This is a genomic window from Psychrobacter sp. BF1 (assembly GCF_019279065.1).
Classification (GTDB): Bacteria; Pseudomonadota; Gammaproteobacteria; order Pseudomonadales; family Moraxellaceae; genus Psychrobacter; species Psychrobacter urativorans.
The window spans coordinates 605,747-618,953 of the sequence record NZ_JAGYWV010000001.1 but is presented as its reverse complement, the minus strand read 5'-3'; the positions used below and the strand labels follow the sequence as shown (position 1 = coordinate 618,953).

Here is a 13,207-nt window from a genome sequence, read left to right as displayed (position 1 = left end):
ACATTAAGTTATACTACCATGGCTAAAAATAACTGCTGTTATAGCAGCTAGATGAAAAACAGAAAAGAGGATAATACTATGAGTAAGCTATCACCATTTTTAGAAGGCGTAATGTCTGTTTTAGTGATGATGCCATCCTTGACCCATGCATCACCAAAGTATATTGAAGAAGAAAAACTAGAGATAAAGAAAATTACCGCTCTGTCTACTCACGAGCCTTGGATTGAAGTGGGTCTAAATATGCGTGGCGTGGCGAATTCAAATATCGAAGGCTTAAGTGAAAATGAAAAGTACAAACTTGAGCCTCTTTTAAGATGAATGATGATAATATTTTTAACTCACATGATCCATCTTATGATCCTGACTACATCCCTAATCAAAACAACGAGTCAGGCAGGATCATTGAGAGAACCATCACCGCAAGTATAGAAACGCCATTCTTACCACCCAAGTTTGTTGAAGAATACGAAAGAATTGTACCAGGTGCAGGGCAGCAAATGTTTGATATGGTCGTCAAGCAGCAAGAGTTTAATATGGAAATTAAGCGACATGAAATGCAGCTTAATGAAAAAAGCTTAGAACGTGTAATAACTGTAGATGCTGCAAATATCGACGAGCAAAAAGAAGCATCCATCATACGTGGCAAAGAAGTCACCATTAAATCCCGTGGCCAAATTTTTGCTTTTATTCTAACTTGCTGTTTGATGGCTTTATCTGCTTTCTTTGCTTATATAAAAGAGCCATGGTTAGCTAGCTTACCTATAGGTATTATAATAGGTGTAATAACTGTCATGTTTCTACAAAGAAAACACGAAGAAAAGAGAATTGAAACTAGTGAATGAATTGTAAATAATTAAAAAAACCCACTCTCCAGTGGGTTTTTTATTGCCTACCCTATTACCCAGATCGCCCTCGTTGGCGGTTTTTTTGTGTCTGTAAAATCATTTTGTTTAAAATTTTAACGTTTTGTTTAAAAAATAGTTGACACTATTAAACGTTTTGTTTAATATCACTACATCGAAACGGCATTAGTAAGTAGCAACCGCCTTGTGAGCAATCACTAAAACTATTTAACGCATGAATTTGAACCTAAGGAATAAAAATGAATCTAAAAGAAGATATTGCGCGTCAAGAGCAGCGCAAGAAAGACATGAATAACGTCTTTAAGGTTAAGCCAGTACCTAAAATGCGGATCTCAACCAAAGAGCGTATTGAGCAAGCAGAAAAGGCGCAGGGCAAGCTGATTATGGAAGCACTGCATGACGGCAAGCGAACAATACCAAGTGATTGGCAGCGAGGTTATAACGCTGCAATGAGTATCGCAGCTCAAGTTATAGATGCTAAAAAATAGACAATAAAAAGCCGCTTAACATTCGACTGAGCAGCGGCTTTACTCACTAAGGAGTAAGAAGATTATGAACGATACCGGACGAAATAGCAATGTGCTGCAAAACATAACTGCAGCAATTAAAGGTTTCGACTTTCAAAAGCACGAAGCTAAAGCAGTACCAGTCAAGCCAGTAAGAATTTGTGAACGATGCCAACGCAGCGAGGCGTACGACAGAATGAGTCTTTGCCTATCTTGCAGTTATTGCTAAGGGGTTTTTATGAAATTTTGGGAATTAACTTACGTCTTAGATGGCGTTCACTATGTCGAACGTCAGCAAGGCGTTACTAAAATGCAAGCTCGTAGCGTGATTGTTCAGCGCTATAAGCGTCAGATAGATTTTAAGTCAGTGATGGAGGTTGCTCATGGATAAGATCTTATTGGCAGTAGCAAGTGTTGTGCTAATAGCTAATGTAGCAATGGCAATCCCTGCCCTTGCTACTGACGATGATAATGATCGAACGGCTATCGAGCTGCATAAAGAATACTTGGCAGACAATCAGGCTGATATTGATGACGATGTTATTTACTTCGCATCTGAAGAATACAAGACGGCAAAATATGCCAACCAATTTTTAGCCAAAGCATACGGGAGAGAATAACCATGTCAGCAGTAATTAAGTTCGAGCAAATGCAGGACGCCAATGCGATAAAGACTACCAATCTAAGCCGCGAAGAGTGGCTCAAGTTACGTCAGTCCGGCATCGGTGGTAGTGACATAGCAGCAATCATTGGTGTATCACCTTACGCTACGTCTTATGATATTTATCAGTCCAAAGTGCAACCGCTATCACCAGGGGATATGAACGAGTTTGCTTACTGGGGCACGGTACTTGAGGATGTTGTCGCTAAAGAGTTCTCCAAGCGAACTGGTCTTAAAATTCAAAATGTTAACTTCCTTATGCGTCATCCAGATAAACCATGGGCTATCGCTAACATTGACCGTGCCATTGTCAATCGTGACGTATCAGGGAATGTTCGCTTTAAAGACGGCAAGCTGACTACTGATCAGATTGTTGAGATCAAAACTGCAGGTGAATACGTTGGTAAAAATTGGGGTAATGAGGAGTCAGATGAGGTGCCTGATCAGTATCAATGTCAAGCTCAGTGGTATATGGGTGTAACTGGTGTTGATACTTGCCACATGGCGGTACTCATTGGCGGTAACAAGTATCGCCAGTACAAGATTGATCGTCATCAAGACTTCATTGATTACTTATTTGAAGCTGCTGAAAGCTTTTGGGTCAATAACGTATTAGCTGGTGTTGAGCCTGACGCTACTACCTTGCGGAACGCTAAGGATAAGTACCCACGACATAATCCTGATACGACGCTTGATGTCGCACTCGATAGCGAAGCAGCTAAAGCGTTTGAACATTACGAGTTGCTGAAGATACAAGAAAAAGAAGTTAAAGCCGCGCTTGAGATCGCCCAGACCGACTTGATTTGTCAGATACAAGACAATGAAGCATTGGCAATCGATGGCGAAGTGGTCGCTACTTACAAGATGCAAACCAGCAACCGCTTTAATAGTAGTCAGTTTAAAAAGGACATGCCAGAGCTTGCTGAAAAGTATAACAAGCAAAGCGAAAGCCGTGTAATGCGAGTCAAATAAACCCGTTTAATTATTTAATAAAGGAATAACACCATGAGTCATTCAAACGAACAGTACGACAACCAAGCACCAAGCCTCATTATTGACAGTTACGAAGACGTATCAACAGAAACCACAAATTTAATTATTAATCCGCAAGCGTTTTATCAAATGTCACAGTTTGCGGAAATGATGGCGAAAAGCAAGAGCATGGTGCCAGAACACATGCGAGGCAACATAGGCGACTGTCTAGCTGTATGTATGCAAGCATTACAGTGGGGCATGAACCCATTTGCCGTTGCTCAAAAGACCTTTAACATTAAAGGTGTAATCGGATATGAAGCGCAGCTTGTTAATGCAGTTATTACGAGTCGCGCCCCTACTACTGGTCGCCTACAGTTTGAATGGTTCGGTGATTGGGAAAAGATACTAGGTAAGTTTGTTGATAAGCCTAGTAAGTTTGATGATAAAAATGGCAACAAAACGACTTACAAAGCGCCTAACTGGAATACTAAAGACGAGGAAGGTTTAGGCGTGAAGGTATGGGCAACCTTGCGGGGCGAAGATAATCCCCGTGAGTTAACACTCTTGATGTCTCAAGCTCTAACTCGCAACTCAACGCTGTGGACTGAAGACCCTAAGCAACAGATTGCATACCTAGCCATTAAAAGATGGGCGAGACTACATTGCCCTGACGTTATCTTAGGCGTCTATACACCTGACGAACTTGCAGACCGTGGCAATAGTGAGCCTCGTAATGTCACGCCAAAGACTGCAAACGCTGGTGCTGAATCACTAATGCAACGAGTGTCTAGCGCAAAGCAAGCGACTGCTTCAGCACCAGTAATTAAGTATTACGATACTAGCGACTTGATGACCGCTATTAGCAATATGCAAACGCTCGAAGATACACAAAGTGTTGTTGCTGATATTCAAAAGGCGAAAGATAGCCAATCGCCTGTCTTAGCGGATGCTGACTTGAAAACCATGCAAATTGCTTGGACTGCCAAGAAAAAATCGATAATCACTGGCAACGAGTACAGCAACATCATGAAACAGATTAATGATTGCACCGATCTCGATGTTGCTGAAAAACTAAAAAATGTGATTGATGATAAGGCCGCTGACTTTGGTGACCAAGCCCAAGCGCTATACGACAAGCTGGAAATCGTTAGTGAAGAAATCGGCGCACAAGGTTAAGAAAACTGCATGACGACTAGCGGCCGTAAGTCGCCCCTATTTGAAAACCGATTAAAAGATAAGGACAAGATTATGAATACTGAAAATAAAGACGTTGAGCAAGTAAACATCCCTACTGTTGCAGCTCAGAACGTTGGCGCCAGCATCAAACAATTGGTATTGCAAGAGCTCAAAGCACAGCCGAATGTTTGGCAGAAGATGACTGAGGTTCAGCAGCTAGAAAGTATTGGCCGTGTCGATCGTGGGATTCGTCAAACAGTGACCGCTGCAATTAACACTATGGCCAGTGGTTCTATGACCCGTGTAAGCGGCTATGTTGAGCAAATCAATATCAAAGATAAAATTAAGCTGACGGTTATTGTTAATAAAAGCAATAACAGTGAAGCGCTTGCAGAGCTTTACGAATCCGGCAATGAGTGCGATTGTCAGATTGTATTGGTTGATAGTGATCAATATGTAGGCGGTATGGACTTAATCGATTTAAGCGAGTCTGACCAAGGTGAGCTAGTTGACAACGAAGATAACCTACTGTGGTGTGTCGTAGTCCCCATTCGTCAAGGTAAAAGCGTGGTACCAGCACCAAGTCATCAGTTAGCTGAAGCTTTTGCCCGCCGTTGCCGTGACGTGCTAATCAATCATGATAGTGACTTAGCTGCTTGTGTCTACGCTATGCCTTATCAGCAGAACAAAGCAGGACATGCTCGTATGCTCAAGCAAGGGCACTGGGAACAGCTGCAAGAGTGGTATAAAAAACTAGAAGCTGGTGACATTGAGGCTGAGGTCGTAGGTCTTATTGAGTACGTCGCTGAAGAAGTCATATAAGTCAATCAACCGTCAATCGTTTAGGCAACCAGTATTAGCTAGTTGGTGAGGTGACGGCTCATAACAAGCGTGTTCGAGATCGAGCGCTCCAAGGCGACGATGCTGGGGTAACAGTAGATTGCTGTTACCAGCCTAGACACCTAATTTTAAGGACTAACCATGACCAGATTTGATGCAGTAAAAGATAAGACCTTTGGTGAGGTCATTGAGCATTATCGTGCTGACCTTAATCGATTGGAACAAGGTTTACCGTCTGAGTTCGTGGGTTGCGAGTGTAGCGCGGGTTTTAGTTTTGATGACGGTATCGATATTAAGATCACAGTGGGCCGTGACATTTTAGAGGACTAGCAATGGCTAAGATAAAAAAATCGTACTAAGCGCAAAGCTGTCAAGACTAAGCAGATCAATCAAGCTAGGCAGCAAAGACGTGATGATGGTGACTTCATCAAAGAGTTTGATGGCTATATGCAGATATCATTCAAAGAAGAAACGGATGACACTGCAATTAAGGCCGGAGTTGTTCGCTGCGACGATTGGCTAAAGAGTGCTTATCAGATATTTAAGCATCCTCGCTACTACTTAGTCGAAGTACTGATGAAAAAGTTCGACCCAAGTTTTAAGCCTGCTGAACTGGCATGGGTCACTAAAGACAAGTTACATCGTAGTGATATTGTCGAGGTCGCAAGACAGATGTCTGAGGAAATGACCGAAGGCCATGATCCTGAAGGTATCGATTACGACAATTCATATATTAGAATTTTTGCATAAGGAGAATGGTTGTGAGTTACTTAAATAAAGAAGAACAGGTTTATTACATGAGCATGGCTGACGGCGAGGTTCTAAACGAAGGGACTTATAAAAGCCGTGAAGATGCAGAATCCGAAGCGCCTGAAATACGTCAACAGTATTTTGAGAGCCACGATCACATGCCAGGGTTCTTTACCGTTTGCAAAATTATTCCCAGCCTTGAAAACGCTATCCAGCAAACAGAAGATTTGCCAGAAAAAATCCAAGAGTGGATAGACGAATGGATTAACGGCAATGCGGAAGGTGGCACCGAGGATGGTGTTATTGAGCTAAAAAGTAGCGCTTCAAACGTTCTACGAGGAGCATTAATAGACGTGCTAACCAATCACAGTATTTACCATGGTAATGGTGCAGCAGTTGAGTGCATAGAAACTAATTTTGATTAAGTAAAGGAGAGTGATGTGAGTGACAGATCATTTATTTATCAGTACAGAAAGGTACTGAGTACTGTAGAGCGTAAGGTTGACGTAGCAGCTTTTAAGATTGGTGACGAGCTAAATATAACATCATCAAAAATAACATTGGCTAATGGCGATTTATCCGAATGCAACCATACGTCTATCGAGTTGCCACATGATGACGCTATCCGCTTACGTGATTACTTAAATAAGGCTTATCCGATAAGCGAGGCAAAAGATGATTGAGCAAAACGAAAGTATCGAAGCATTACACCCTGACGGCAATACCAAAGCGTCAAAAGTTGCTAAATTGTATGACGTTAGTGTCAAAACGTTAATTAGATGGGCGGACGCTGGAAAGTTTCCACAGCCCTATAAACCGAATGGATATAACAATTATTTTAAGAATAGTGACTTGCTAGAATATAACGAGAGATTTTCAGAAAATGAGATGGCTTAATAGTTGTCTTATTAATTAGATGGCTATCAAGTAGGCTGTCAAAATACAATATATTAGCCGTAACCTTATATAAATCAGTAACTTACAGACAAAAAAAGCGACTCCATCAGCACATCCTCGGCACACATAGTATCTATTACCGTTGCTACCTTCCGGTCCTGGCGGGATTCATAGAACAATGTTGCGAGGCTACCAATGGAGCCACCAGCTGCAGATTATACAAGGTTTTTAGCATATTACAAGCCCTGCGTAAAAACTCAGCACTTAAAGTAGCAGCATAATCGCTATAAAAATCAAAATTTAGCGTAGAAAGCAGTAACTTACTGACAATTTCCTCACAGCACACTCTATAAATTTTTCTTTTTTTGCGATAGATATTTGTTATATTAATAACGCATTATCAAGCTATATGTATTAGTAGTTTAGAAGATTATAAATTATAAAAATTTGCTATAAACACTATTCATAAACCATATTTGAGGAGCTATTATGAAATCTACTCTATTTAATAAAGCGGCTATTGCTACTAGTAGCGTTTGCCTATTTGCCGCTATGATGGGCACTGCTCACGCTGAGCCTACGGGTTACGATCAGCTGACCTTTCAGGCAGAAGTCAAAGAGGAGATTGCTAACGATGAAGTACGGGCCAGCTTATATAAAAAAGCACAAGCTGCTGATGCCAAATCTTTAGCCACTACTCTTAACACGTCGATCAATAAAGCTTTAGCTATTGCTAAACGCTATCCTACGGTTACAGTGAGCACTGGACAGCAGAGCACTTACCCACGTTATGATAAGAACGACAAGATCATTGGTTGGACTGGACAAGCTAATATAGACATCAAGAGTACCGATTTTGCTGCTACTAGCCAGCTGATTGCTGATCTGCAACAAACCTTAGTGATGAATAACTTGAACTTTGGGGTTTCAGATGTCAAAAAAGATGCCCTCGACCAAAAGCTGATGGCAGAAGCGTCACGCGCCTTTCAACAACAAGCTAAGAATCTAACTCGAGCTTGGGATGCGCGGGGCTATCGTGTGGTCACTGTAAATCTTAGCAGTGGTAATAACTATCCACGCCCTATGTATGCAAGTATGAATATGAGAAGTGAGTCTGCTGATGCCTCGGTGCCAAGCCAAAACTTTGAATCAGGTAATAGTACGATTTCGGTCACGGCTAACGGTACTATCGAGTTAACTAAGTAGACCGTTACTATCAAGTGCTCATTTTGCCAATGAATAGCTATGGCAGACTAGCAGTAGGTGTTCTTTGTCAACTTTATAAATAAGGGCAGTCGCTGAGTTCAGTGACTGCCCTTATTAGTTAGTTAGTTAGTTAGTTATTAGTTAGTTTGTTATTAGTTAGTTAGTTTGTTATTAGTTAGTTTGTTATTAGTTAATAGCTATCAGATTTACCTTTTTATTATCTGGTATTGCTACGTTGTTTTGAATCACATAGACCGTGCGCGAAACTTGCTGCAAGATTTGCCCTTGTTTGTTATTAACCACCGCTTTTAGTTTATGCTCTCCAGGCAATATATCTACTGTAGCGATAGCCGCTTTTAACCCCTGAGCAACTAAATCGTTGTCTAAATAAATATTGACGCTATCGCCTATTTGTAACGCAGGTTGCAACTGTAAATTGAGCAAGATACTCTGCGCAGGACGCCGATAGGCACGCTCTTCGCTGGGTTCTATCATGGTCAGTTGATAGTTAGTTCGTACTGCTCCTACTGGTAAGTCCTGTAGCTTAGGAGCTGACTGAGCCCTGATTCTAGCTTTGCCGCTACGGCTAGTGTCAGTAGCCGCCGCACTAGCAGGGCCAGTTGTGATATTGGTCTGGCTGATCTGCTGGTTTGCTTGCTGCTGGTAACTGCGCAAATTATCAGTAAAAGTCACTTGTCCTGTCTTGTGGTCAACTACTTTATAAATAGCTGCTGCATTTACGCTGGAGGCGTATAAGCTAGCACTGCTAATGAGTAGCCCTACCCACACTCTTATAGTAAGATTATTGATTAAAAAATTTACTTTAGATGCTACAGTCATAGTCAGTTAACCTATTTATGGCTTATATGCGAACCTTTATCCTAGCACAAGAGAAAATTTATAATTTTCTGGCAAGCAATTTTTTAACGTATCCCAAAAAACCCCCTTTAAGGCTGACTTTAAATAAAGCTTCCTTGCGCTACTATGAGCTAGGAATAGATAAAGATTTGGGAAATCTTTATCCTAGTGCAAGAGAAAATTTATAATTTTCTGGCAGTGCAATTTTTTAACGTATCTCATCCCATATCTTGCTAAGCCGTTTAGGGGATACCGCCATACGAGTCTTCATCGGTTGGGCGAATAGCTGGATACGATACTCCTCAACCATCCAGCGGTAAGCACTGATCGACTCCTTGTCAGCACGACCTGACAAGCGCTCCATATGTAAGTCTAACGCATAGACCCCTTCTAGATCAGCTTCGATATTGTGCTCAAGGCGCTCAATGCGAACTTCCAGCGCTTCTAAATAGCGGGGATACTGCTGCCACTGACTATAATCCATCCGATAGACAAAATCAGCCAAATGTAAGTCTTCTAGTTGATCTTCGATATCATCGATAGACTCGCCAAATATCTCACGATCGAGCATCAGTAAGCTTTGACGAATGCGTTGCCAACGAGTGTAGACATTTTTAAGTACCTTAATCACATTCTGACCCGTCAATAAAAAGTTACTGACTACTACCTGCAAGGTTTGCTCATACTCCTCAGGGGTGAATGGCAACTCCTCAGCCAAACCTGCAACGGTATCATCGATACTTAACGGTAAGTCATCACTGTGATCAAATAATACATAATGCTCCTCAAGAGTCGCATCCAGTGCCGCATCAATGACGATAGTTTTTAGCTTTTCCATATCGCCAAGTGGCGCAAAAGACAGCTTAAATATTTTATCTATTTGACTGGTAAGCTGCTTTTTCTTCGCGCCCAATTTGGCTTTCATCAAGGTTAATACCCCGATACGATGCGCCTGTAGAGCAGCTGTGACATCCGTATACTGATGAATCGATACCGCTTCCCCTGCCTCATCAGCCACTAAAGCGGCGAACTGCTTCATCACCACCCCAGCACTGTGATGGTTTTTGCTAAAGTTAAAATGTTCAGGGAAGCTAGTATGCACCCCTTGCTGCTCATTCACCGCTTGCCTAGTTTCGCTAGCATGACGAATTTGCAAGGTTTCTAGGTCACGACCTTTTTCAATAATGCGGTTCTTGTCGTCGACCACGCAGATTTGTGGCTGTAAATAACGATCAATAGTAGACGGATTGAAACTATCTGGCGTCACCGACATAACACCACGACGATTTAACGCTTGGCATAATTGTTTGAGCAAACCCTGAGATTGTGCAGGCTGTAACTCATCGAATAAACTATCTGCGGTATCAGGAATAGGAACAATTTGACGGCGGATCTCTTTAGGCAGAGATTTTAGCAACTGTAGTACCAGCTCAAAGCGCCAACCGGGTACGCCCCATAATAGCTCGATAGCATCCAGTTGCGGTAGCGCTACTAATGGCACACGAATGGTTACCCCATCGTCATCACTAGAAGGATCAAAGACATAGCGTAATGGCAGTTTCAGATCGCCCAATTGCCATACTTCTGGGAAGTCGCCAGTAGTCGGAGCTTGGCTATTTAATACGTCATCATCAGTGAAAAACAGATACTTGCTATCGCTCTTTTCCATCTCCGCTCGCCAGTCTTCAAAAGCTTTACGGCTAGCGACGTGCTCAGGGATTTTTTTATCATAGAACTGATACAGCGTTTCTTCATCGACTAATAGATCACGGCGACGTAGCTTATCTTCGATACGCTCGACATCAGCAACCTTATCCATATTATGCTGTAAGAACGGCGCTTGTCGACCAAAATTACCGGTCACTAGACCATCACGAATAAAGATCTCACGCGACTCAACTAGATTCACTTGCTCATAGTTAGTCAGCTGCTTAGGAATGATAATCAGCCCAAATAGACTGATCTGCGCGTAAGCTTTAACACGACCAGTCTTCTTTGACCAATGCGGCTCAAAATAATGGTATTTCAGTAAATTACCTGCCGCTGAGATGATCCATTCGGGTTCAATCTTAGCCACAGTACGCATAAAGACTTGTGAAGTCTCTACCATCTCAAAGGCCATAACCCAAGGGGGTATCTGCTTAAATACGGTACTGGCTGGGAAGATTTTGGCTTTTTGTTGACGTGCTGCTAAATACTCACCGCGATTTTCGGTCTTGTGAGCGATAATCGATAACAGACCCGTTAATAGAGCCCGATGCAAATTGGCATACTTAACCGCTTTAACTTGTTCATCAACAATACTAGTCGGATCGTTGTTATTAGACTTATTAGAGTCATCATTATTGTCGGTAAGATTTAGCTCAGTCACCATCTGTACTAGCTGACGATGAGTCTGATGCCATTCGCGCACCCGTGGAAAACTAAGATAGTTGGTCTTGGTAAATTGCTTACGCTGATTACCGGAGAGCTTATTACCGTCCTCATCGTTCTCGAACAAAGCCTTCCACAGACTTAGATAGAATAAAAAGTCTGAGTCATCTTGACGGAATTCTGCGTGCTTTTGATCGGCCTGCTGACGCTTATTAGCCGGACGCTCACGCGGATCTTGCACTGCCAGCGCAGCCACTACAATGAGCATCTCACGGATACAATCAAAATCGCTACCAGCAACCAACATACGTGCCAGCCTAGGATCGATTGGCATCCGCGCCATCTTTTGACCAGTAGCCGTCAGACGTAAATGATCTAAACCTGGCTTGCGTGCTGATCTGCTATTGGGTTTGCCGTTAGACTGCTTGCCTGATTGCTCAGAGCCTTTATCGTCTTTTTCACTGATGGCCCCTAGCTCATTAAGTAGTTTGTGTCCATCAGCTACTAAACGACTATCAGGCGGCTCGATAAACTCAAAGTCATCAACGCTACCTAGACGCAGATTCGCCATCTGCAAGATAACAGAGGCTAAGTTAGTACGTAGTATTTCAGGCTCAGTAAATTCAGGACGACCCGTAAAGTCCTCCTCGCTATATAGACGAATACAGACGCCTGGGGCCACACGACCACAACGCCCTTTACGCTGATTAGCAGCGGCTTGTGAGATCGCTTCAATCGGTAAACGCTGCACTCTTGAGCGATAAGAATAACGAGAAATCCGCGCAAAGCCTAAGTCAATCACGTAACGAATACCAGGTACAGTTAACGCCGTTTCAGCGACGTTGGTAGCGATAACGATACGCCGACCACGACCTGATGGCTGAAAGATACGTTGCTGCTCCTCATAAGTTTGGCGGGCAAACAACGGCAGTATTTCAGTATGCTTAGGTCCATGACGCTCAAGAACTTCTTGGGTCTCGCGGATTTCGGCTTCGGTGGCAGCGAATATCAAGATATCCGCTTGATCAGCATGGCCTTTGTTTTGCGCGTCGCTAAAACATTCTTCGACCGCCGCCACGATAGCACGTGGTAGGTTCTCTTCAAACTCGTCATAACTATCATCATCCGAGCTAGTTACTGGCTCCTCAGTGAGCGGACGATAGCGCACTTCAGCGGGAAAGCTACGGCCTTCTACATTGAAGATAGGCGCTGGTACTTGGCGTCTTTGCTTAGCATCGTAATGGCTAAAATATTCGCTAAAACGCTTAGTATCTAAAGTTGCCGAGGTGATAATTACTTTTAGATCTGGACGCTTGGGCAGCAGTTTTTTTAGATAGCCCATAATAAAGTCAATATTTAAGCTACGCTCATGCGCCTCATCGATAATAATAGTATCGTACTTACTTAAAAACCTATCATGGCCTAATTCAGCCAGTAAGATACCATCGGTCATCAGCTTAATCACCGACTGAGCAGTGCCTTGCTCATTAAAGCGAATCTTAAAGCTGACGGTTTGACCTAGTTTCTCACCAAGCTCTTCTGCGATCCGATTCGATACGCTACGCGCCGCTAACCGGCGTGGCTGAGTATGCCCTATCTGCCCAGTGATACCCCGTCCTGCTAGCATCGCAAGCTTAGGCAACTGGGTGGTCTTACCCGACCCGGTCTCACCGGCAACAATAATCACTTGATTATCGATAATGGCTTGTATCAAATCCTCAGCACGTTGACTCACGGGCAAATCAAGGTTTAATTTAGCAGGTAAATCTTGCGGAATGCTGTCTATGCGTGCTTGTACTGCTTGCTGCGAGCGACTCTTGAGCTTATCGTATTGCGCCCGCTTTTTCGCTAATATTGCGTCGGCTTTTTCGTTGGTTGAGTTTTTGTTAGCTGGCTCTTTACTAGACTGTTTTTTACTAGAGACGGCTGCACGAGTCAGCTCACGCTCAAGGCGGCTTAGCTGATAGCTGTCTTTGGCGAGTACCGGAATCTCCACTAGATTATTCACAACAGCGTCAGCATTAGCCTCAAAACTATTAGTTAGCTTTTCTGTTAGGTTAGCGTTATCGGCTTCTGCTATATTTTTTGTATTATTTAAAGTA

Annotated in this window: 16 protein-coding genes and 1 other RNA gene; 14 read left to right on the top strand and 3 right to left on the bottom strand. The window is 42.8% G+C overall.

The genetic code is table 11. The features are described 5' to 3' along the window. Positions 1–78: 78 nt before the first annotated feature. The 13 genes from KZA12_RS02495 to KZA12_RS02435 all read left to right on the top strand — a co-directional run bounded on the left by KZA12_RS02495 (position 79) and on the right by KZA12_RS02435 (position 6,668). The gene (locus tag KZA12_RS02495; protein ID WP_218689081.1) at positions 79–318 is read left to right on the top strand and encodes a hypothetical protein; all 240 of its coding nucleotides are present in this window, start codon (positions 79–81) and stop codon (positions 316–318) included. Continuing rightward, a complete protein-coding gene (locus KZA12_RS02490; RefSeq protein WP_218689080.1) occupies positions 315–842 on the top strand; it encodes a DUF2335 domain-containing protein in 528 nt (175 codons plus the stop codon). Before KZA12_RS02495 ends, KZA12_RS02490 begins: the two co-directional genes overlap by 4 nt. Before the next feature lie 260 nt (positions 843–1,102). Continuing rightward, on the top strand, positions 1,103–1,351 hold the full coding sequence (locus tag KZA12_RS02485; protein WP_218689079.1) for a hypothetical protein: 249 nt from the start codon (positions 1,103–1,105) through the stop codon (positions 1,349–1,351). Between the two features lie 256 nt (positions 1,352–1,607). Beyond that, entirely contained in the window at positions 1,608–1,760 is a 153-nt protein-coding gene (locus KZA12_RS02480; protein WP_218689078.1) for a hypothetical protein, read from the top strand. After that, a complete protein-coding gene (locus KZA12_RS02475) occupies positions 1,753–1,989 on the top strand; it encodes a hypothetical protein (protein ID WP_218689077.1) in 237 nt (78 codons plus the stop codon). The genes KZA12_RS02480 and KZA12_RS02475 overlap by 8 nt, the downstream gene beginning before the upstream one ends. Before the next feature lie 2 nt (positions 1,990–1,991). Then, positions 1,992–3,002, top strand: a complete 1,011-nt coding sequence (locus KZA12_RS02470) for a YqaJ viral recombinase family protein (RefSeq protein ID WP_218689076.1) — start codon at positions 1,992–1,994, stop codon at positions 3,000–3,002. A gap of 33 nt (positions 3,003–3,035) precedes the next feature. After that, positions 3,036–4,181, top strand: coding sequence for a RecT family recombinase (locus tag KZA12_RS15020; RefSeq protein WP_218689075.1), 1,146 nt, complete (start codon positions 3,036–3,038; stop codon positions 4,179–4,181). Positions 4,182–4,253: 72 nt separating this feature from the next. After that, complete coding sequence (locus KZA12_RS02460; RefSeq protein WP_218689074.1) at positions 4,254–5,003, top strand: hypothetical protein; 750 nt, start codon at positions 4,254–4,256, stop codon at positions 5,001–5,003. A 159-nt stretch (positions 5,004–5,162) separates the two neighbouring features. After that, positions 5,163–5,351, top strand: a complete 189-nt coding sequence (locus KZA12_RS02455) for a hypothetical protein (RefSeq protein WP_218689073.1) — start codon at positions 5,163–5,165, stop codon at positions 5,349–5,351. A 117-nt stretch (positions 5,352–5,468) separates the two neighbouring features. Continuing rightward, on the top strand, positions 5,469–5,771 hold the full coding sequence (locus tag KZA12_RS02450; RefSeq protein ID WP_218689072.1) for a hypothetical protein: 303 nt from the start codon (positions 5,469–5,471) through the stop codon (positions 5,769–5,771). 11 nt (positions 5,772–5,782) lie between these two features. After that, a complete protein-coding gene (locus tag KZA12_RS02445) occupies positions 5,783–6,196 on the top strand; it encodes a hypothetical protein (protein ID WP_218689071.1) in 414 nt (137 codons plus the stop codon). A 15-nt stretch (positions 6,197–6,211) separates the two neighbouring features. After that, positions 6,212–6,454, top strand: coding sequence for a hypothetical protein (locus KZA12_RS02440; RefSeq protein WP_218689070.1), 243 nt, complete (start codon positions 6,212–6,214; stop codon positions 6,452–6,454). Continuing rightward, positions 6,447–6,668, top strand: coding sequence for a MerR family DNA-binding transcriptional regulator (locus KZA12_RS02435; protein WP_218689069.1), 222 nt, complete (start codon positions 6,447–6,449; stop codon positions 6,666–6,668). Before KZA12_RS02440 ends, KZA12_RS02435 begins: the two co-directional genes overlap by 8 nt. Before the next feature lie 101 nt (positions 6,669–6,769). On the opposite strand, the gene ffs is transcribed toward KZA12_RS02435, so the two are convergent. Then, positions 6,770–6,866, bottom strand: an RNA gene (gene ffs, locus KZA12_RS02430) — signal recognition particle sRNA small type. 291 nt (positions 6,867–7,157) lie between these two features. Here ffs and KZA12_RS02425 point away from each other — a divergent pair. After that, positions 7,158–7,874, top strand: coding sequence for an SIMPL domain-containing protein (locus KZA12_RS02425; RefSeq protein WP_201624396.1), 717 nt, complete (start codon positions 7,158–7,160; stop codon positions 7,872–7,874). Positions 7,875–8,060: 186 nt separating this feature from the next. Here the strand turns inward: KZA12_RS02425 and KZA12_RS02420 are convergent, their stop codons facing one another. Beyond that, positions 8,061–8,714, bottom strand: a complete 654-nt coding sequence (locus KZA12_RS02420; protein ID WP_201624398.1) for a DUF4124 domain-containing protein — start codon at positions 8,712–8,714, stop codon at positions 8,061–8,063. Between the two features lie 226 nt (positions 8,715–8,940). After that, positions 8,941–13,113: an ATP-dependent RNA helicase HrpA gene (hrpA, locus tag KZA12_RS02415; RefSeq protein WP_373416572.1), complete on the bottom strand. Its 4,173-nt coding sequence runs from the start codon at positions 13,111–13,113 to the stop codon at positions 8,941–8,943. Positions 13,114–13,207: the final 94 nt, after the last annotated feature.

Excerpts from the sequence above, each read along its gene's own strand:
- KZA12_RS02495 (WP_218689081.1), top strand. The coding sequence starts at position 79 with ATGAGTAAGCTATCACCATTTTTAGAAGGCGTAATGTCTGTTTTAGTG.
- KZA12_RS02490 (WP_218689080.1), top strand. The coding sequence starts at position 315 with ATGAATGATGATAATATTTTTAACTCACATGATCCATCTTATGATCCT.
- KZA12_RS02485 (WP_218689079.1), top strand. The coding sequence starts at position 1,103 with ATGAATCTAAAAGAAGATATTGCGCGTCAAGAGCAGCGCAAGAAAGAC.
- KZA12_RS02480 (WP_218689078.1), top strand. The coding sequence starts at position 1,608 with ATGAAATTTTGGGAATTAACTTACGTCTTAGATGGCGTTCACTATGTC.
- KZA12_RS02475 (WP_218689077.1), top strand. The coding sequence starts at position 1,753 with ATGGATAAGATCTTATTGGCAGTAGCAAGTGTTGTGCTAATAGCTAAT.
- KZA12_RS02470 (WP_218689076.1), top strand. The coding sequence starts at position 1,992 with ATGTCAGCAGTAATTAAGTTCGAGCAAATGCAGGACGCCAATGCGATA.
- KZA12_RS15020 (WP_218689075.1), top strand. The coding sequence starts at position 3,036 with ATGAGTCATTCAAACGAACAGTACGACAACCAAGCACCAAGCCTCATT.
- KZA12_RS02460 (WP_218689074.1), top strand. The coding sequence starts at position 4,254 with ATGAATACTGAAAATAAAGACGTTGAGCAAGTAAACATCCCTACTGTT.
- KZA12_RS02455 (WP_218689073.1), top strand. The coding sequence starts at position 5,163 with ATGACCAGATTTGATGCAGTAAAAGATAAGACCTTTGGTGAGGTCATT.
- KZA12_RS02450 (WP_218689072.1), top strand. The coding sequence starts at position 5,469 with ATGCAGATATCATTCAAAGAAGAAACGGATGACACTGCAATTAAGGCC.
- KZA12_RS02435 (WP_218689069.1), top strand. The coding sequence starts at position 6,447 with ATGATTGAGCAAAACGAAAGTATCGAAGCATTACACCCTGACGGCAAT.
- KZA12_RS02425 (WP_201624396.1), top strand. The coding sequence starts at position 7,158 with ATGAAATCTACTCTATTTAATAAAGCGGCTATTGCTACTAGTAGCGTT.
- KZA12_RS02420 (WP_201624398.1), bottom strand. The coding sequence starts at position 8,714 with ATGACTGTAGCATCTAAAGTAAATTTTTTAATCAATAATCTTACTATA.